Annotated in this window: 15 protein-coding genes; 11 read left to right on the top strand and 4 right to left on the bottom strand. The window is 36.2% G+C overall.

Annotation, left to right across the window (positions count from 1 at the left end):
* A complete protein-coding gene (locus IGI38_RS10990; RefSeq protein WP_438729831.1) occupies positions 1–1,047 on the top strand; it encodes an alcohol dehydrogenase catalytic domain-containing protein in 1,047 nt (348 codons plus the stop codon).
* 68 nt (positions 1,048–1,115) lie between these two features.
* Entirely contained in the window at positions 1,116–1,892 is a 777-nt protein-coding gene (locus IGI38_RS10985) for a DeoR/GlpR family DNA-binding transcription regulator (RefSeq protein ID WP_438729828.1), read from the top strand.
* Positions 1,893–1,939: 47 nt separating this feature from the next.
* Here IGI38_RS10985 and IGI38_RS10980 read toward each other — a convergent pair whose 3' ends face one another.
* Entirely contained in the window at positions 1,940–2,851 is a 912-nt protein-coding gene (locus IGI38_RS10980; RefSeq protein ID WP_438729825.1) for a prenyltransferase, read from the bottom strand.
* A 299-nt stretch (positions 2,852–3,150) separates the two neighbouring features.
* Between IGI38_RS10980 and IGI38_RS10975 the strand changes: the two genes are divergently transcribed.
* From IGI38_RS10975 to IGI38_RS10960, 4 genes are all read left to right on the top strand, one after another.
* Positions 3,151–4,461, top strand: a complete 1,311-nt coding sequence (locus tag IGI38_RS10975) for an NCS2 family permease (RefSeq protein ID WP_438729822.1) — start codon at positions 3,151–3,153, stop codon at positions 4,459–4,461.
* Positions 4,462–4,900: 439 nt separating this feature from the next.
* Positions 4,901–5,605, top strand: coding sequence for a helix-turn-helix domain-containing protein (locus IGI38_RS10970; RefSeq protein WP_438729819.1), 705 nt, complete (start codon positions 4,901–4,903; stop codon positions 5,603–5,605).
* Positions 5,606–6,887: 1,282 nt separating this feature from the next.
* Positions 6,888–7,067: a hypothetical protein gene (locus tag IGI38_RS10965; protein ID WP_438729816.1), complete on the top strand. Its 180-nt coding sequence runs from the start codon at positions 6,888–6,890 to the stop codon at positions 7,065–7,067.
* A gap of 252 nt (positions 7,068–7,319) precedes the next feature.
* On the top strand, positions 7,320–8,540 hold the full coding sequence (locus tag IGI38_RS10960) for an IS256 family transposase (RefSeq protein WP_438729813.1): 1,221 nt from the start codon (positions 7,320–7,322) through the stop codon (positions 8,538–8,540).
* Between the two features lie 11 nt (positions 8,541–8,551).
* On the opposite strand, the gene IGI38_RS10955 is transcribed toward IGI38_RS10960, so the two are convergent.
* Both IGI38_RS10955 and IGI38_RS10950 read right to left on the bottom strand, forming a co-directional pair.
* The gene (locus IGI38_RS10955; RefSeq protein ID WP_438729810.1) at positions 8,552–9,418 is read right to left on the bottom strand and encodes an IS3 family transposase; all 867 of its coding nucleotides are present in this window, start codon (positions 9,416–9,418) and stop codon (positions 8,552–8,554) included.
* 2 nt (positions 9,419–9,420) lie between these two features.
* On the bottom strand, positions 9,421–9,837 hold the full coding sequence (locus IGI38_RS10950) for an HTH domain-containing protein (RefSeq protein WP_438725573.1): 417 nt from the start codon (positions 9,835–9,837) through the stop codon (positions 9,421–9,423).
* Positions 9,838–10,012: 175 nt separating this feature from the next.
* Here IGI38_RS10950 and IGI38_RS10945 point away from each other — a divergent pair, with 175 nt between their 5' ends.
* The 4 genes from IGI38_RS10945 (at position 10,013) to IGI38_RS10930 (ending at position 14,473) form a co-directional block, all read left to right on the top strand.
* The gene (locus IGI38_RS10945) at positions 10,013–10,507 is read left to right on the top strand and encodes a hypothetical protein (protein WP_438729807.1); all 495 of its coding nucleotides are present in this window, start codon (positions 10,013–10,015) and stop codon (positions 10,505–10,507) included.
* A 67-nt stretch (positions 10,508–10,574) separates the two neighbouring features.
* Complete coding sequence (locus IGI38_RS10940) at positions 10,575–11,273, top strand: helix-turn-helix domain-containing protein (RefSeq protein ID WP_438729804.1); 699 nt, start codon at positions 10,575–10,577, stop codon at positions 11,271–11,273.
* A 253-nt stretch (positions 11,274–11,526) separates the two neighbouring features.
* Positions 11,527–13,038 (top strand): glutamate:gamma-aminobutyrate antiporter, encoded by a 1,512-nt coding sequence (gene gadC / locus IGI38_RS10935; RefSeq protein ID WP_438729801.1) that lies wholly within the window; start codon positions 11,527–11,529, stop codon positions 13,036–13,038.
* 34 nt (positions 13,039–13,072) lie between these two features.
* The gene (locus IGI38_RS10930; protein WP_438729799.1) at positions 13,073–14,473 is read left to right on the top strand and encodes a glutamate decarboxylase; all 1,401 of its coding nucleotides are present in this window, start codon (positions 13,073–13,075) and stop codon (positions 14,471–14,473) included.
* A 19-nt stretch (positions 14,474–14,492) separates the two neighbouring features.
* On the opposite strand, the gene IGI38_RS10925 is transcribed toward IGI38_RS10930, so the two are convergent.
* Complete coding sequence (locus tag IGI38_RS10925; RefSeq protein ID WP_438729796.1) at positions 14,493–15,956, bottom strand: helix-turn-helix domain-containing protein; 1,464 nt, start codon at positions 15,954–15,956, stop codon at positions 14,493–14,495.
* A gap of 648 nt (positions 15,957–16,604) precedes the next feature.
* On the opposite strand from IGI38_RS10925, the gene pflB reads away from it, so the two are divergent.
* Positions 16,605–18,902: a formate C-acetyltransferase gene (gene pflB / locus IGI38_RS10920; protein WP_438729794.1), complete on the top strand. Its 2,298-nt coding sequence runs from the start codon at positions 16,605–16,607 to the stop codon at positions 18,900–18,902.
* Positions 18,903–19,064: the final 162 nt, after the last annotated feature.

Genomic DNA, 19,064 nt, shown 5'->3' with positions numbered 1-19,064 from the left:
ATGAAAGCAATCCAATTATTAGGGAAAGAAAAGATTCAATTAAACGATTTGGTTAAACCAGAGATAACTGAAAAGGAAGTATTGATAAAAGTGAAGGCGGCATCAATCTGCGGGACCGATGTTCGGATGTATAAGAATGGGTATCCGACTGCGAGTGAAGAAACGCCTTTGACATTGGGACATGAAATCTCTGGAGATATCGTTAAAGTCGGATCTGCGGTTGATTTTTATAAAGAAGGAATGCGAGTGGCGATTGCTCCAAACATGGGCTGCGGGATCTGTGATCAATGCGTCAGCGGAAATACCCATTTATGCGAAACTTATGAAGCTTTTGGTATCAATCTGCCAGGAGGCTTCGCAGAATATCTGGTGATTCCCGAAAAAGCTGTTCGTCAAGGAAATATTTCATTGATTCCTGATGAATTGTCTTATGAAGAGGCAGCTTTGATCGAACCATTCAGTTGTGTGTTTAATGGACAAGAAATTGCTGGAAATAAACCTGGAGACAATGTTTTAATCATTGGCTCAGGACCGATTGGAATCATGCACGCGATGTTGGCTCGAGCAAGAGGTGCTGGCAAAATCATGATGAATGACTTGTCAGAAGCACGTTTGGCGGATGCTAAGGAAATGATTCCAGATTTGGTTACATTGACTTCGAAAAATTTAAAGGAAAAAATTTTTACTGAAACAAACAATCAAGGGGTGGATCTATGTATTATTGCTGCACCAGCCCCACAGGCGCAAGAAGCAAGTTTCAGTTATATGGCGATGAATGGACGCTGCTTATTCTTTGGCGGGTTACCAAAGGAAAAAGAAGAAGTCAAATTGAATACCAATGTTCTTCACTACAAACAATTGCGTGTTTTTGGTTGTACCCGTGCCAGTCTGATGGGATATCGTACATCGGCTCAATTAGTTGCCAGCGGCAGAATTCCATTAAAAGAGCTGATTACTAAACGCTATTCGATTGATCAATTTACCGAAGCGATGGACAATGCCAAAAAAGCAATCGGTTTAAAGAATGTGATTGTCTTCAAAGAATAATTTTAGTTTAATTGCTTACATTTTCAGTTTCTTTTATAATGAAACAAAACACAAAAAGGTGATAAAAAATGGATGATCAATTGTACGCGGAGGAAAGAAAGCAATCCATCGTGAATCTAGTCAATGAGAAAAATCGAATGCAAGTTGCTGAGTTAGCAGATATTTTTAAAGTCACGGGTTCAACGATTCGAAATGATTTGCGGGAACTTGAGAACGAAGGTTTAGTGACGCGCACACATGGCGGGGTTATTAAGCGTGATTTTCAACGAAGTGTTGAGATTATTCCCAAGAGCCGTGAGTTTACTAATGAAAAATATCGGATTGCTGAAAGAGCAGTCAAGTTGATTGAAGAAAACGATATTTTGGCGATTGATACAGGAACGTCTTGCAGAGCCTTTGCTGAAAAACTGATTAATAGCCAATTGCAGCGTTTGACAATTTTGACTTATGATTTGGAGATTGCTTTATTACTGAGTGAAAAAACCAACTATCAGGTTCAAGTTATCGGGGGCGCGATACGTAACGGGTATCCGTATGTATCTGGAAGTTCTGTGGCACTCGGCTTGGCTGGCTTCTCCGTGGATAAAGTCATCCTGGGGACAACCTCTTTTGATAAAGAGTATGGTCATTCAACACCTAATTATGAAACGGCAGAAATGAAGAAAAGCTTGAGCAATATTGGACGAATAAAAATCGTATTATGTGAATCCAATAAAATTAACCAGCGAAGCTTCAAACAATTTGCGACACCTGATGAATGCGATTATTTGATTACGGATTCTCATATTACGCAGGAGCAGCGAATTGATATCGACGCCTTAAATATCAATTTTCTGATTGTATAAAAATAAAGCCTGTTTAATTTCCTCGATGGAAGTTAAACAGGCTTTTATTATGCAAAAAACGATCCGATAAAGTAAAAAACTGGATAAAGGACCATGATGACTGACATGGCTTTTAAGACGATCGGGAATGTCGTTTTCTTATCTTGTAATGCACGATATTTTTTCAGGCTTTGCCAATTTTTTGGAAAAAAGAAGACTAAAAACAATATCGTCCAAGGTGCCAAACCGGCGATGACTAAAACAAATAGCCAGATAAAGCTGAAGATATAGACGAGTGATAGGACTTTTACAGCTAAAGGTTTGCCCAAATAATAAACTAGCGTCTTACGATGATTCTCAATATCCTCTTCTAAGTCACAGGTATTATTTGCCAATAAATTGTTAAACATCATCAATACTAACGGTAGGCTGATCAAGAAAACTTTAGCGATCATCGTTAAAGTGACTGTTTGTGTTTGGTAAACAGCTAGATAATAACTAACCACCGGAATAAAAAATCCGCTGGCGGTACCGGTCAAAGCTTCTGCGATCGGCAGACTGTTCAAGGGACGCCGTCCGTATGAATAAAACAACCCAATATAAAAGCCGATCACTCCTAAAATACCGATTACCCAATTTGTTCGCCAAACCAATATCAAACCCAATAGAAAAGAAACGATCAAATTAAATAAGTAGAAATTGCGTACAAATCGCAGATCCAAATGATCTCGGCCAATGATATTTGTTTGTTGTTTGTAATTCTCGTCAGAAGCGTTTCGATAATCCATGTAGTGATTAAAAACATTGACGGTGATGTGGAACATCACAATGATCAAAACAAACAAAAAGAATTCCGGGCTTGGCAAACTGTTGGATTGGAATTTCGCGATGGCGTAGCCCAGTAGAATGATAAAAAGATTTAAGGGCGCAGTATAAATTTCCGATAATTCCCAAAATTGTTTAAAGGTAAGCTGTTTCAAAATAATTCTCCTTTTTAGGCTGTCCAGCCTATACGTTAATATCCTGCGAAAAACTGTAAGCAAGCATTAATGAAGTCCTTTTCAAAAATAGCGAGGTTTCAGAATTTTGTCCAATAATTTGTTTAGACGGAGAGGGGAGAGGTTCATTAATGCATGTTGTTTTTTTATTTAATGTTCGTGTTTATAGATGATTGCACATTATTGTTTACTTATTATCTTGTTTATTATATGATTATCCTCGTTGTTTGGGAAAACAAACTATTATTTTACGAACATTTTTATATTATAGGAGGAGCAGCATGAAGGGGAAAATAAATTCCTATTTTGAACTTGAAAAATTGAACACAACAGTAAAAAGAGAAATATTAGCAGGCTTCACTACTTTTATTTCAATGGCCTATATTCTTTTTGTTAATCCTAGTGTTCTAGGTGCATCGGGAATGGATGAAGGTGCCGTGTTTACTGCCACGGCATTAGCCAGTGCACTAGGTTGTATTTTGATGGGGGTATTGGCTCGTTATCCAATCGCCACTGCGCCGGCATTGGGAATCAATGCTTTTTTTGCTTATTCTGTTTGTGTCGGGATGGGGATACGTTGGGAAACGGCTTTGGCAGGAGTCTTTGTTGCGTCGCTGATCTTTATTCTAATCACGATTTTCAAATTACGTGAAATGATTATTGATGCCATTCCATCTGATTTGAAATATGCGATCTCTGGTGGGATTGGTCTATTCATCGCCTTTCTAGGATTGAGCGAAGGCGGCATCATCGTAGCCAATAAGTCGACATTGGTTGGTTTAGGTTCAATGAGTGGGACGACTTGGTTGACGGTGTTTGGGTTGATCGCAACCGCGATTTTGATGGTGCGTCGAGTTCCAGGCGGAATATTTATCGGAATGGTTGCAACTACGTTATTAGGGTTAGTAACAGGACTGATCCATGCACCAACTCAAATTATTTCTGCAGCACCTAGTTTGAAGCCGACATTCTTAGTCGCACTAAACCATGTAAAAGATATCAATACGCTCCAGCTTTGGGTCGTTGTTCTAACATTCTTATTGGTGACCTTTTTTGATACCGCAGGAACACTTGTTGGGTTGGCTAATCAAGCAGGTTTTATGAAAGACAATAAAATGCCTAGAGTTGGAAAAGCCTTAGCTTCCGATTCCACCGCTATGTTGGCAGGTTCTCTTTTAGGAACTTCGCCAGTAGGTGCTTACGTAGAGTCTTCAGCGGGAATTGCTGTCGGGGGGCGTTCTGGTCTGACCGCAATCACTACAGGGGTCTTCTTTATCTTTGGTCTGTTTTTCTCACCATTGTTATCAGTAGTTACGTCGCAGGTTACCGCACCAGCGTTAATTGTTGTCGGTGTTTTGATGGCACAATCGCTGCGTCAAATCAAATGGGATCAATTGGAAATAGCGATTCCTTCTTTTTTGATTTTGATTGGTATGCCGTTAACATATAGTATTTCAGATGGGATTGCGTTAGGGTTCATTTTCTATCCAATCACGATGATTGCTGCTAAACGCGGAAAAGAAGTCTCACCGATTATGTACGGATTGTTTTTCGTCTTTATCGGTTTTATGTGGATATTAAACGTGAAATAAAAAGAAGCGAAAGGGCTGTTCATTTTCTGCTTATTCAGAAAGAACAGCTTTTTCTGCATTTTTTAGTTGTAAAAAAAAATTATTTTTATGTCCGTATGTTTTGATTGAAGACTTAATTGATAGATTTTTGGAATTTTCAATTTTTTATTTAAGATGAAATTGACCGTCGTTGGGTTGTTAATTGAATCTATTCATTATTAACCAGGTCATAAAAGGCATCCACATATGTTTTTATTACATAAAATTAAAAATTGACCTAAAATTAACAGTATAATATAATTAATCTATATAATTATTTTTCTGACCCACGACAATTAATGATATTTCCGATTAATTTTCGAGAATTATTAACGAGGTGTTCCATTAGCGCTTAATGGGCACTGTAGTTTAGAAAAGGTTGTTTAATACAAGAAGGTACTTTTTAAGGAGGATATACAGTATGCAATTATTATTATTGACCAAAGTTCCATTATACGAAGAAAATTTTGAGCGACAATTAAAACAGTTAGGAAATGAAGTTTATTGCTCTAGCAGTATAATGACGCAACTAAAAAGAAATTCTTTTGATAAAGGTTTCTTCTCTCAATTCGAAGGAATCATTTTTAGTGAGACGCTTTACGACATAGAAACGTATGAAGTAATCAAACAATTGCCTCAAGTGAATATGAAAGTTTTTCGCCGCGCAATTGAAGGGAATTATGATGAAACAGATGCTGCGCCTTTCGATGCATGGATCCCAGTGAATTCTGACTTAGAAAGATTGCGGGAAATATTATTGGTTGCCGAGTTATCAAGCTTAGCTACCAAAGATGCCGTACATGTTCAACAAGTTACTGTTAAACAAAAATTATCAGAGTTAAATTTGAAGCTGAAGCAAAAAGAAATCGTGTATTATTTGATTCAATCTGGCGACAGAACGGTACCTAGAGAAGAAATCAGTCGCGAGATTTGGGAGAAGGAGCCAACTAAATCAGTTTTAGCCAGCCTTTCAAAGGTGGTCTCAAAGGTGAATGAGAAATTGGGTAATGTATTTGGAGATGAAGCCATTCAAACAGTTTGGGGGCAAGGGTATCGTTTAAATAAAAAGTTCTTCGATTATTTAGAGAATGACTATATTGAAAAGAAAGAATCTATGCTTCATTAATTCCCCTTAGGAATAGGTTAGTGCGATGGATGACAGATAATCATACTTTATGGTAAATCTTCATATCGCTTTCCTTCTATATGATTAAGTAAAAAACAAAGCGATTTTCGTTTCAAACGATGAGACGAGAATCGCTTTTTTGATGTCGCTTCAATTATTGGAATCTGTTTAAAATAAAACCTCATATTAATGCACTGATCACTGTCAAAATAATACAAATAGTTCCTCTTGATTAATAGAGCATAAATGATTATATCCGTGCCAGAAAGGCGGGAGAGTACTGATATAACAACGAAAATGACAATGAAAGAATAATTATCATCAAGTAATCTCTGTTTTTGATTATTCAATGAATGCCATGATTTAGCTATTTATAGTCTAAAAATTATTGATTATATATTTATTATATTAGAATGCTTTTTATAGATTGGAATTAGTGTAAAAACAAATGAAAGCGTATTAATCAAAAAAATAACTAGCCTGATAAAATAAATCTAAAAATGGAATCAATAATTATTAGTTTTCAATGCATAAAAATCTATTTATGCTATTCTAGTAATATCTCGGGGATATTATTTTCCTTCAATAAATATATTAAATTTTTTTGGGTGATGAACGAGTAAATTCAATTTTTTAGTTACTCATAAACAGAAAGGTAGTTTGTTTATCTAGGGAATTAACAAGGTTATTATCTTTAGATAATTATTATCATGTAGCTATTTATATTAGGGTTTTCGGAAAATTTTTTGGAGGATTGAAACATTATTGCTAAATGTGTAAATGGTTAAAAATTTCGATGTTCAAAAATCATTTTAAAAAAAAGGTTTCTTGAAAAGTTAATATACTGTTGATTTATTATAAAAAATATTTTATAATTTTTTTAAAATAGATGTATAATAAAACATAAAAATTATTTATTTAAAATAAAAATAATTTTTATTCTTTTTGGATTAGAATGCGATCGGGAAATCCTGCCGGTTATATAACTACAGTTATCGTTTTCGGAGTTTCGAACGATTAACTGATATTCTCAAATGTGATCGAATTCAAATTGATAATAATTAATCAGTCGTTTGAAATTAAACGATACATCTGTTTTTTTCTTAAAGGATATATTTACCTAGAAATGGGGTGGCAATCAGGAAAAAATAGGACGAAAATCAATGGATAGTAAATAGAAGATAAGCTTCTATGGACTTCATTAGTGGAGGGTGTTTGTTTTGGAATAAAGGAAAGTTTTACATAATAAGTCAAAAATGATACATACAGAAGCAAAAATCTTTTGATCATAATCACAAAGAAGAGAGATGAGGCTAATTTGAAAAGTGTTGATATTTCTACTTTAAATGATAATACCGAAGGACAACTGTTAAGCAAAGTTGACCTATTAGAAAATCAAAACGAAGAACTCTTGAATCAAGTAGATAAGTTGGAAGGAATTCGCGGAGCATTAGAGGAGTGAAACGTCCCCCGTGTCAAGGACACTTTAAGAAAAAGGAAGATAACTTTTCAGGTAGTTGTTGCTACAGATGTTCAACTATTTTTAGGTGGTGTGACTCCTTTTATTGGATACTCTCCCGTTGTTATATATTGATAGTACTCATTAGGGGATAGCTTAGCTAACTGCCATTGATAGCGTTCATTATGAGAGTATAAAATATTTTGTGTAAGTTCCAATGGTAAAATGAACTAAATCAACCAGGAGGAACAGACCATGAGTATGCTCTCTAAAGATCAAATCAAAGAAATGATTCAACACTATGATATTAAGACTACCGAAGATATAAAAGACGCATTTAAAGATATGTTTGGTGAAACGATTCAAGAGATTATGGAAGCAGAACTGGAGACACATCTCGGTTACGAAAAACACGATAAAAAGACGAAGAGCACTACGAATAGGCGAAATGGTTCCAGTTCTAAGACCTTACGGTCCTCAGAATATGGCGACCTGCCGATTGCTGTCCCTAGAGATCGAGAGGGTGAATTTGAGCCTGCCATCGTTAAAAAGAATCAATCTTCTGTTTCTGGTTTAGAAGAACGAATTATTGCCATGTATGCCAAAGGCATGAGCACCAGAGATATTCAAGATCACTTTAACGATTTATATGGATCCGAAGTGTCTCCAACGCTCATTTCAAATGTCACAAATAAAGTTTTGCCGCTGGTAAAGGAATGGCAAAATCGACCTTTAGAAGCACTCTATCCAATTATTTTTATGGATGCGATTCACTTTAAAGTCCGTCATGAAGGCCGGATTCAATCGAAAGCTGCCTATGTTGTTTTAGGTATCACAGTTGAAGGTTTAAAAGAAGTTTTAGGTATTTGGATCGGCGAATCTGAATCATCAAAGTTCTGGCTATTGGTGCTGAATGAGTTGAAAAATCGTGGTGTGCAAGATATTTTGATTGCGTGTACGGATAATCTAAATGGATTCAGTGAAGCCATTCAAGCCACTTTTCCAGAAACAGAGGTTCAAAAATGCATTGTCCATCAAATTAGAAACAGTGTGAGATTTGTTGGTTATAAGGATTTAAAGGCTGTTACTACTGATTTAAAACCGATCTATAAAGCATCTACTGAGGAACAGGCTTTAGAAGCCTTAAGTGATTTTGACGAAAAATGGGGTAAAAAATATCCAATCATTACCAAAAGTTGGATGGATAATTGGACCGAATTGGCTACTTTTTTCAAGTATCCAGAAGAATTAAGACGAATCATTTACACAACGAATCTTATTGAAGGATTTCACCGACAATTGCGAAAACCGACAAAATCAAAAAGTGTGTTTCCATCAGATGAGTCGTTAATAAAGATGCTTTATCTTGTAACAATGGACGTCACAAAAAAATGGACCATGAAGGTCCAAAATTGGGGTCAAATTCTGTCACAATTCGTCATCTTTTTTGAAACTCGAGTGACCGATTACATTTAAGCTTTATGAACTTACACAAAATTCTTTACAGCCCCTTCATTATTGTAATAGGTCATCCAATTATCTATGATTATTTTTACTTCATCAAACCCTATGCATTGACTAATATTTATTTCATCTTTCATATGACCATAGAAACTCTCTTGAGGAGCATTATCCCAACAATTTCCTCGACGCGACATTGATTGTCTTAGTTTTTTGTCTTTTACTAGTTGAATGAAGCTGTAGCTCGTATAGTGAAACCCTTGATCACTGTGAATTAATGTTTTCGTTGTTAAAGTTTCACCGTGATCATTCATCATTTGATTCATTGTGTCTAAAACAAAATCTACTTCCAACGATTTACTGAGAACATATGCCAATATTTGCTTGGTATAAGCATCCAATATCGTTGATAAATAACAGAATCCCTCATTGTATGGAATATATGTGATATCTGTTAGAAGTACAGCTCTTACACCATGCGTTGTGAAATCCCGGTTTAACAGATTCTCTGCTACATTGTTTGTTTTTAACGCCTTAGATATTCTTCGATATGGATTTGCCTTACGTATAGGGCAAATTAATCCATATTTTTTCATTAAGCGTCTTATTTTTTTAACATTCATCACTATTGGCGGTGTTTGATGTAACAACTTCATATGTATACTACGTGCACCTTTGGCGTAGCCTCGACAATTATATGCATTTAAAATTTTTTCAAAATCAACTTTATCTCTATCCTCTTTTTCTTCGCGCTTAGGCGCATTTTTCACCCAGCGATAATAACCAGAGCGTGAAACTCCTGCAATCTCACAAAGCATGACGGCTGACAATACATTGTCCTCTTGAGTCAGCATCTCATGGATAATCTTAAACTTACAACTGGATTCGCTCATGTTTAGTCGATTCGTTTTGAATTGTTTATTTTTGTAATTTTTTTTAGAAATTCAACTTCTTGACGCAAATATAAAAGTTCATGTTGTATTTGCTTTAATGATTGCGGCGAAAGCTCTTCTTGTAATTGAATTTTTTTAATACTTGCTCTTTTACTGCGATTTTCTCCTTCTTTAAAACCTTCTCCTGACATTGCTTGATTTTTTATTCTTTGAACAAGACTATCGATTCGTTTTTGAGGAAACATTGTTACGTCGTATCCAAGATCGCCAATAATTTTTTTCGGTGTATTTCCAGCTTGATAACTAATCCAAAAGTCTTCTTTAAATTTTGCGGTAAAGTACATTTTTTTAGGAGTGACTTTTAAAGTGTATTTGTTAGACTCTAGTTCCTTCATTTGTTTCTTAGTATATTCTTTCATTTCGTCTCTCCTACTAGATGCTTTGTTATATATTAACATCTTCCCGAAGATATTTTTATGTCCACTTTAGAGGGATATCCCTTTTTCTAAGTGTCTACTTTTAGGGATCCCTTCTTCTTAATCTGTCTACTTTATAGGGTATATTTTAGAGAAGGTATCGGCGTATCGTCATCGTTTGAAAGAGGTAACGAAGACAATCGAAGATGCGAACCTATCCTCGTTAAAGGATGAGGATGAAGTAGTCTATCATAATAGGGACAATTTAGAGAGGCGCCGCTTCATTATTCGAAGGAAAATTATTCAACAACAAACAGTTGACTGTTCCAGTGCTTTTGGAGAAATGGCGGCGACCAATGAGCTGCAAGAAAAATATGAACGGCTTTTAGAGCAATATATGTATGAGCATGATAAAAATGAACAATTATTCAAATACTTATTTCAAGAAGAGGACGCGGCTGTTCTTGAGCTATTTGTAAAAGAAGATGCTGCAGACACATTATTAGAGGCAACGACGTTAAGTCGAAGGATCATTCAACAAGCAGAAGAACAAGCACGACATATTGGATCGGACCTGAAAGAGCAATTGTTAGGCGTTTTAATGTTTGAAAGTAGTTTGCCGCAAGAGATTATCACGGATTTAAAACATGGATTACGTTGTTTAGAAGAATAAATGAGGGTTGTTTTTTTAGAATTAAAGATGCGAAAGAGAAAATCAGTAAAGACTGGAGTGAAGAAAGATGAAAAAAGTGATCATTCTGACCAGAAATATTATTATTGAGCAAGAATTTCAGAACGAATTGCAACGATTAGATTACGAAGTATTTGTCTTAAAAGAATTTTTTGATGTAGATAAACCAAATTACTTTGAAGATATTTTGTCTCTTTTTGATATTGTCATTTTTAGCGAAACCTTGACAAATCAGGAGTTTAATGAGATTTTGCCGATTGTGGTGGAGAAAGATATGCATTATCTGCGACGTACAGATGAACCGGTACCTAATATTGACGAAAATCATTGCCTATCTATTGATTGTACATTGACTGAATTGAGAGAGTTCTTACTGTTAAGCGATAAACGCGAGGGACATAAGGAATCTATCTCAAAAGGATTGGTTAGACAATCTGAGATGAAGAAGCAGGATTTAGTTCTTTTCTACAGTTCGCTAAACAATATTGAAAAGAAAATTATTGGTGCATTAGCTGAAGGCAGTGGAAAGATTATTTCCAGAGATGAGTTGTGCAATAAGGTATGGAATAATGAAGTCAGCAAGTCGCGTTTGGTTCAAATGTCGACAGCTGTCGGAAATATTCGGAAGAAAATTGCTCACGCGCATATTGATAATGTTCGCATTATTACTTACTGGGGCAATGGTTATCGTCTCCATGATGTTCCAAATGGATTAATGAATGATCATATTAAGGAATACAGCATGTAGCTACAAAAACAAAAAGCGCTAGTTTTCTCCTAAGCAAGGAGGAGTTAGCGCTTTTTTTGTTGCAGAATTTCCATATTTTTTTAGATTGTTAATGTTTTAGTTAAAAAAATAAAGAAAAAAGTTCAACCAATACTATCTATACTTCTCCATGTAAGAAAAGAGGTGCCTGAAATGTTTTATCAGTATTCAATAACTTTTTTTCCCTGAAACTTTTCTCCGTTAAATAAATAAAAAAAGGGAAAGAAGCGTTTATATGAGTCAGAAAAAATTATCTTTGTTCGGCTTTTTTGCTTTAACAGCTTCGATGGTATTAACCGTATATGAATATCCGACATTTGCGACTTCGAAGCTGCACCTAGTGTTCTTTTTACTTTTAGGCGGACTTTTATGGTTTTTACCAGTAGCTTTATGTGCGGCCGAAATGTCTACTGTAGAAGGATGGCAAAATGGCGGGATCTTTAGTTGGGTCAGCCATACATTAGGTGAACGTTTTGGTTTTGCTGCCATCTTTTTTCAATGGTTTCAAATTACCGTCGGGTTTGTCACCATGATTTATTTCATTTTGGGAGCATTATCCTATGTATTGAATTTCCAAGCATTAAATACTGATCCATTGATGAAATATATTGGTTTATTAGTCATTTTCTGGGGCTTGACCTTCTCGCAATTGGGCGGAACCCAACGAACGGCTAAAATTGCGAAAGCAGGATTTGTGATTGGAATTCTTATACCTTCTGTCATTCTGTTTGGTTTAGCAGCAGCATATTTTATCGGAGGTAACCCAATTGAAATTGCTATTAACAAGCAAGCGTTCCTGCCGGATTTCACACAATTATCGACACTGGTAGTGTTTGTCTCATTTATCTTGGCTTACATGGGTGTTGAAGCGTCTGCTTCTCATATCAACGAATTAGAAAATCCGAAAAAGAATTATCCTTTAGCTATGATCCTATTGGTCATTTTAGCGATTGCTCTGGATGCGATCGGTGGATTTTCTGTCGCTGCCGTTATTCCCCAAAAAGAATTGTCTTTAAGCGCTGGAGTGATTCAAACATTCCAATCTCTGATCTTGCACTTTAATAGTCATCTAGGTTGGCTGGTTAAGGCTATTGCCTTAATGATTGCGTTTGGCGTAATGGGGGAAGTAAGTTCTTGGGTAGTTGGTCCGTCTCGCGGAATGTTTGCTGCGGCACAACGTGGTCTGTTACCTAATTTTTTGCGTAAAACGAATACGCATGGAGTACCTGTACCATTGATTATGATTCAAGGGGGCATCGTAACCATTTGGGGCGCGGTGTTGACTTTTGGCGGCGGTGGAAATAATTTATCCTTCTTAGTCGCTATTTCATTGACGGTAGTGATTTACTTAGTAGGCTACCTTCTATTTTTTATTGGGTACTTTGTTTTGGTTTATAAAAACAAAAGCTTGGCACGAACGTATAATGTGCCTGGCAAAACGATTGGAAAAACAATTATTGCAGGTATCGGACTACTATTATCAGTTTTTGCTTTGTTGATTTCCTTCGTGCCCCCTGCATCAATTGCAAAGGGTGAGGATCGAACCTATCAAGTGATCTTATTGATCAGTTTTGTTATCACAGTGATTTTACCGTTTATTATTTATGAATTACATGACAAGCACGGACACAAAAAAATAGAAGAACCCATTCACATGGAAGCAGGAGATGTGAATCCGGCAGTTTATCCGGCAGCTCGCGGTGAACACCAAATTATTAAAAAAGAAGAACACACATTGAAACATTAATCAAAATAAAATGCAGTTTTAGGAGGATTTACACATGTTATATGGAAAAGAAAATCGTGATGAAGCGGAATATTTAGAACCTATCTTTGGTTCAGAAAGTGAACAAGTTGATCTGCCAAAATATAAATTGAACCAAAAATCGATTGAACCACGTGTGGCTTATCAATTAGTTCAGGATGAAATGCTGGATGAAGGAAACGCACGGTTGAACTTAGCGACATTCTGTCAAACGTATATGGAACCAGAAGCAGTCAAATTAATGAGTCAGACGTTAGAAAAAAACGCTATCGATAAATCAGAATATCCTCGTACGACCGAGATTGAAAATCGTTGTGTAAATATGATCGCAGATCTTTGGAATGTTAGTGAGAATGAAAAATTTATGGGGACTTCAACGATCGGTTCTTCGGAAGCGTGTATGTTGGGCGGCATGGCAATGAAATTCGCATGGCGCAAACGTGCTGAAAAATTAGGCTTGGATCTTAATGCCAAAAAACCTAATTTAGTCATTTCATCCGGTTATCAAGTTTGTTGGGAAAAATTCTGTGTGTATTGGGATATTGAAATGCGGGAAGTACCGCTAGATCAAGAACATATGTCTATTAACTTAGATAAAGTAATGGATTATGTTGATGAATACACGATCGGAATTGTCGGTATTATGGGGATCACTTATACAGGCCGCTATGATGATATTAAGGGACTAAATGATTTAGTTGAGGCATACAATCAACAAACAGATTATAAAGTCTATATTCACGTTGACGCTGCTTCAGGTGGCTTTTATGCCCCCTTCACTGAACCAGAGCTAGAGTGGGACTTCCGATTAAAAAATGTCATTTCGATTAATTCTTCAGGGCACAAATATGGATTAGTATACCCTGGTGTTGGTTGGGTACTATGGCGTGATCAACAATATTTACCAAAAGAATTGATTTTCAAAGTTAGTTATCTAGGCGGCGAGCTTCCAACGATGGCAATCAATTTTTCTCATAGTGCGGCCCAATTGATTGGTCAATATTATAATTTTGTACGTTACGGTTTTGATGGTTATAAGGCGATTCATGAACGCACGCATAAAGTAGCATTGTATTTAGCTAAAGCAATTGAAGAAACAGGGTTGTTTGAGATCGTAAACGACGGTTCTCAATTACCAATTGTTTGCTACAAATTAAAAGAAAATGCTGCTCGTGAATGGACATTGTATGATTTGGCGGATCGTCTTTTGATGAAAGGTTGGCAAGTACCGGCTTATCCGCTCCCTAAAAATTTGGATCAAGAAATCATTCAACGATTGGTCATCCGTGCTGATTTTGGGATGAATATGGCATGTGACTATGTACAAGATATGCACGAAGCGATCGCTGCCTTGAATCAGGCACATTTGGTATACCATGAGAAACCAGAAATCAAAACATACGGTTTCACTCATTAAGAGTAAGCCTGAAAGGAAATCATCCTTTCAGGCTTATTTTGACTGGTCGTACGATTTGGTTGATTTTAAAACATATTTCATCGATTGTATTGAGCGATACAGGAAAAATTAAAGTGTTTTCACTACCTAAATCCGCTCGATATAAAGCAGTATCACATACGATGATCCGTCTTGAACAGAAAAACACATCATCAACGACTTCGTCCAGTGTATTGTAAATCATATTACTGATAATAAAATGATCATCAAGCAATGCTTCAAGCTGTTTTCGGTAATACAAAAAATTGAAATCAGAAGGCGCCACGATATAGAGCTCGATTTTTTCATCAAAGTTTTTTCTACGCAGTAGGTCGAGAGTCAGTGTCATTTTTCGAATCAGGTTATCATTCCAATGAATCTCTGTTTGACAGATCGTCGACCATTTAGTCAAAATCGTTTGAACTGTTTGATAGAGGTCTTGCTGGTCTTTATCCAATAGATAGATCAATTCAGGTTGAAAAAGCTGCATATCAGCCCATGTTGAACGGATAAAAGGTAGAAAAGCCTTTTTCAAGAGCAAGTCATTTTCTGGTGAAATATTTAAAGAAGAGCGTAATTCTTGGACCAGCTTCTCAAGTTCAGGGTATCGCTGGATATGATTTTGATAAACGACCTCGAAATCTTTTTGCAGCAGTTCCAAATTATTGCAAAGATAGTTTCTAGCATTAAAAAGTGAATAAATAAAAAGCAGCTCATGTTCATTTGTACAAATAGTTGAATCTAAGGTCGCTATTCCTTCACGTAGTAATCTGTATAACGGCGTTTGTTGAGCACAGGCTTTCTCATTATCAGAAAAAGTGATCCTTGACTGCCTTGCTCGTTGACAGCTTAATTGAATCCCTAAAACAATAATCTCTCGTTCGTTTAGTGGATAATCACGAGCAAAAAAGTGATCCTCAACGTAATCAATCAATTTTTCTGCAGCAGAAGCGATCATTTTATTAAAGGGTATGGCGGAGCGATCACCAGTATATCTAGTGATTGCCAAAAAAAGGTACCGAAGATCTTTTTCAGGAAGTTTTACCTGATGGTCCTTCTGCAAATAACCTAATTCCTCAGCAAAAGCAAAGATGTTTGCTCGAATCTGATAGATTTTACTAGTTGAAAGAAATTCTTTTTCGGCGATTTCCGACCAGTGAGTATTTCCGATCAAAAAATCGTTTAGTACGCGCAAAAAATCGGAACGGCGATAAATTCGCTGGGTCAATTCCAATAACGGATAAGCCGGGTCAAAAGAAACTCTACAACTATTTCTGGTTCTTTCAAATGCAATAATTTCCTGTTCAAAGGATTCTTTCAACACATCTAGGTCATTGTTAATAGTGATCGTGCACACATTCAAACGCTCGGCCATTGTTTGTATAGTAATTTCTTTCTTTTGATACAATTGTTGGCAAAGATAAGCTTGGCGGAAAATATTTTTCTCAATATACCTTTCTAACATAAAGTACCTCCCTATTGAAAAAACGCATATGTTTGATATTGTATACCAATTCAATTTATTTGAGTATTTTCAACTAAGGGAATTCGTCATTTTTTTAGACAAGGAAATAAAATAATTAAGATCGATGTTTGGAGAGGGGCATACCAATAATTTTAAATAAATTTAACTATTTTTAATTAAGAATAATTACAACAGATAAATAACTCGTGTATAGGGTTCTATTCATAATCATAGTGAGGTATTTTCTTTATTTAATAACGAGATTATCAGATTGCTTCATGATTAGAAAGCTCTACGAGAATAATGAGATAAAAAAAACTTTTTTTGAGTAATTTTTCCTATTATGAGAGATTGAAGGGAGAAAATTTTCACAAGCCATACTGTATCAGTCTTCTGTTTTTCATTCAGGAGCCAAGTTGAAATTGTATGTTAGTGAGCAAATTCTGCTATCAAGTAGAAACTGTCATTATCAATTACATTATCTGTTATAGTGAAAAGTGTAACAGAAGGTTGTCGACAATAAGATAATTATCATTATTTTAAAAGGATTTATAGATAAAAGGAGTAAAAAAGCCCTTTCTTAAAACAGATTCCTTTGTTATAATCATTTTAAATTATTATGAAACTATTTAACAAAGGAGTGCGGATATGGAAACTACTACAATCGATAAAACTGTAGAACAAACAAAAAATCCTTGGGAAGGTTTTAACGAAGGTCGTTGGCAGCATGAAGTCAACACGTTGGACTTCATTAAACGCAACTACACAGAATACAAGGGTGATGACAGCTTTTTAGAAAAAGCAGCACCAAGTACTGAAAAATTGTGGGATAAACTACAAGAACTTTTTGAAGTACAGCATAAGAAAAATGGCGTATATGACATGGATAATGATGTTCCTGCAACAATCACGTCGCATGCACCAGGCTACTTGATCAAAGATGAAGAAAAAATCGTTGGTTTGCAGACAGATGTACCATTGAAGCAGGCATTCATGCCTTTTGGTGGTATCAATATGGCAAACAAAGCCTTGGAATCTAATGGTTTTGAAGTTGACGATGACATGTCATTTATCTTTAATAAATGGCGTAAAACACACAATCAAGGTGTTTTTGATGCATATACAGATGAAATGCGCTTAGCACGTAAAAATAAAATCATTACAGGTTTACCAGATGCATATGGCCGCGGTCGTATTATCGGTGACTATCGTCGCGTTGCTCTATACGGAATTGATTTCTTGATGAAAGAAAAGAAAAAAGACTGGAAAAACGTCGGTAGCAAGGTTATGACCAACGATGTCATCCAATTACGTGAAGAAGTTTCTGAACAATACCGCGCGTTAGCCGATATGAAAGAAATGGCTGCAAGCTATGGTTACGATATCTCAAAACCTGCTAGCAATGCGCAAGAAGCAATCCAATGGTTATACTTTGGTTATCTTGCAGCAATCAAATCACAAAATGGTGCCGCAATGTCAATTGGCCGTATTTCTGCGTTCTTAGATATCTATATCCAACGTGACATAGATCGTGGTGTGATCACTGAATTCGAAGCACAAGAAATGATTGATCATTTGATCATGAAATTACGTATGGTGAAATTTGCTCGTACTCCTGAATACAACCAATTATTCTCTGGATATCCGATTTGGGCGACTTTATCATTGGCGGGTATGAATATGGATGGGTCGTCATTAGTAACGAAGAATGACTTCCGTATTTTACACACATTGACCAATATGGGACCTTCTCCAGAACCAAACTTGACTGTATTGTATTCTTCTCATTTGCCAGAAGGCTTCCGTACCTATGCAGCAAAAGTTGCTAAAGAAAGTTCTTCGATTCAATTAGAAAATGATGATTTGCTACGTCAATACTGGGGATCAGATGATTCAGCAATTGCTTGTTGTGTATCTGCGACAGTTATCGGTAAAGACATGCAATTCTTTGGAGCGCGTGCCAACCTAGCTAAAGCGGTGCTTTATGCGATTAATGGCGGCGTCGATGAAATGACTAAGATGCAAGTTGCTCCACGGTTCCGCCCGTTAGAAGGGGAAAGCATTGACTTTGACCAATTTATGGACAGCTATAAAGATGTTTTGGATTGGTTAGCTGAGTTATATGTAAATACATTAAATGTGATTCATTATATGCATGACAAATATGCTTATGAAGCACCTCAATTGGCATTGATGGACACTGATTTGAAACGTACGTTTGCAACAGGTATCGCAGGGATCTCTCATGCAGCAGACTCATTGATGGCGATCAAACATGGTAATGTAAAAGTTATCCGTGATGAAGATGGATTAGCGATTGATTATGTTCCGCAAAATGAGTTCCCAACTTATGGAAACGACAACGACGAAGCAGACGAAATGGCGAACTGGATTCTTGAGTACTTCATGACTCAAATCAAACGTCAACACACATACCGTGATTCAACGCCAACGTTGTCATTATTGACGATCACTTCAAATGTTGTTTACGGGAAAAATACTGGGAACACACCAGACGGCCGTCGTGCAGGTAAGCCATTGGCACCAGGTGCGAATCCAAGTTATCAAGATGGTAAATTCTTAGGTGAGAAAAATGGTCTATTGGCTTCATTGAATTCAACAGCGAAATTAAATTACTCTTGTGCGCAAGACGGAATCTCTGATACGCAAACGATCAATCCAGGTGCGTTAGGTCGGACAGATGATGAAGCAATGCAAGTAGACAATCTGCGCCAAGTATTAGATGGTTACTTTGATAGAGGTGGTTACCATTTGAATGTCAATGTCTTTGGTCGTGAACTATTAGAAGAAATGGATAAAGATATCGACAATCCGAAATACGCGAACTTTACTATTCGAGTATCGGGGTATGCTGTGAAATTCCGTGATCTGACACCCGAACAACGTCGGGATGTTATTTCACGTACAGACCACACGAAAATGTAAAAATAATTATATTTTTAGTAAAATAGGATTTTAAAAGGATTCTGAAGCTCATATTTGAGTTTCAGAATCTTTTTTTACCAAAAATGTTAAAAAATATTAATAATTATGGTTTTAGAATAAAAAATTAGTTATTTGATTTATAATGTGAGTAATTAATGGGCT

This window comes from Enterococcus sp. AZ128 (assembly GCF_051714485.1).
In the GTDB taxonomy this organism is placed as follows: domain Bacteria; phylum Bacillota; class Bacilli; order Lactobacillales; family Enterococcaceae; genus Enterococcus_A.
This window is presented reverse-complemented; position numbering and strand designations above follow the sequence as displayed.

Excerpts from the sequence above, each read along its gene's own strand:
- IGI38_RS10990 (WP_438729831.1), top strand. The coding sequence starts at position 1 with ATGAAAGCAATCCAATTATTAGGGAAAGAAAAGATTCAATTAAACGAT.
- IGI38_RS10985 (WP_438729828.1), top strand. The coding sequence starts at position 1,116 with ATGGATGATCAATTGTACGCGGAGGAAAGAAAGCAATCCATCGTGAAT.
- IGI38_RS10975 (WP_438729822.1), top strand. The coding sequence starts at position 3,151 with ATGAAGGGGAAAATAAATTCCTATTTTGAACTTGAAAAATTGAACACA.
- IGI38_RS10970 (WP_438729819.1), top strand. The coding sequence starts at position 4,901 with ATGCAATTATTATTATTGACCAAAGTTCCATTATACGAAGAAAATTTT.
- IGI38_RS10960 (WP_438729813.1), top strand. The coding sequence starts at position 7,320 with ATGAGTATGCTCTCTAAAGATCAAATCAAAGAAATGATTCAACACTAT.
- IGI38_RS10955 (WP_438729810.1), bottom strand. The coding sequence starts at position 9,418 with ATGAGCGAATCCAGTTGTAAGTTTAAGATTATCCATGAGATGCTGACT.
- IGI38_RS10950 (WP_438725573.1), bottom strand. The coding sequence starts at position 9,837 with ATGAAAGAATATACTAAGAAACAAATGAAGGAACTAGAGTCTAACAAA.
- IGI38_RS10940 (WP_438729804.1), top strand. The coding sequence starts at position 10,575 with ATGAAAAAAGTGATCATTCTGACCAGAAATATTATTATTGAGCAAGAA.
- gadC (WP_438729801.1), top strand. The coding sequence starts at position 11,527 with ATGAGTCAGAAAAAATTATCTTTGTTCGGCTTTTTTGCTTTAACAGCT.
- IGI38_RS10930 (WP_438729799.1), top strand. The coding sequence starts at position 13,073 with ATGTTATATGGAAAAGAAAATCGTGATGAAGCGGAATATTTAGAACCT.
- IGI38_RS10925 (WP_438729796.1), bottom strand. The coding sequence starts at position 15,956 with ATGTTAGAAAGGTATATTGAGAAAAATATTTTCCGCCAAGCTTATCTT.
- pflB (WP_438729794.1), top strand. The coding sequence starts at position 16,605 with ATGGAAACTACTACAATCGATAAAACTGTAGAACAAACAAAAAATCCT.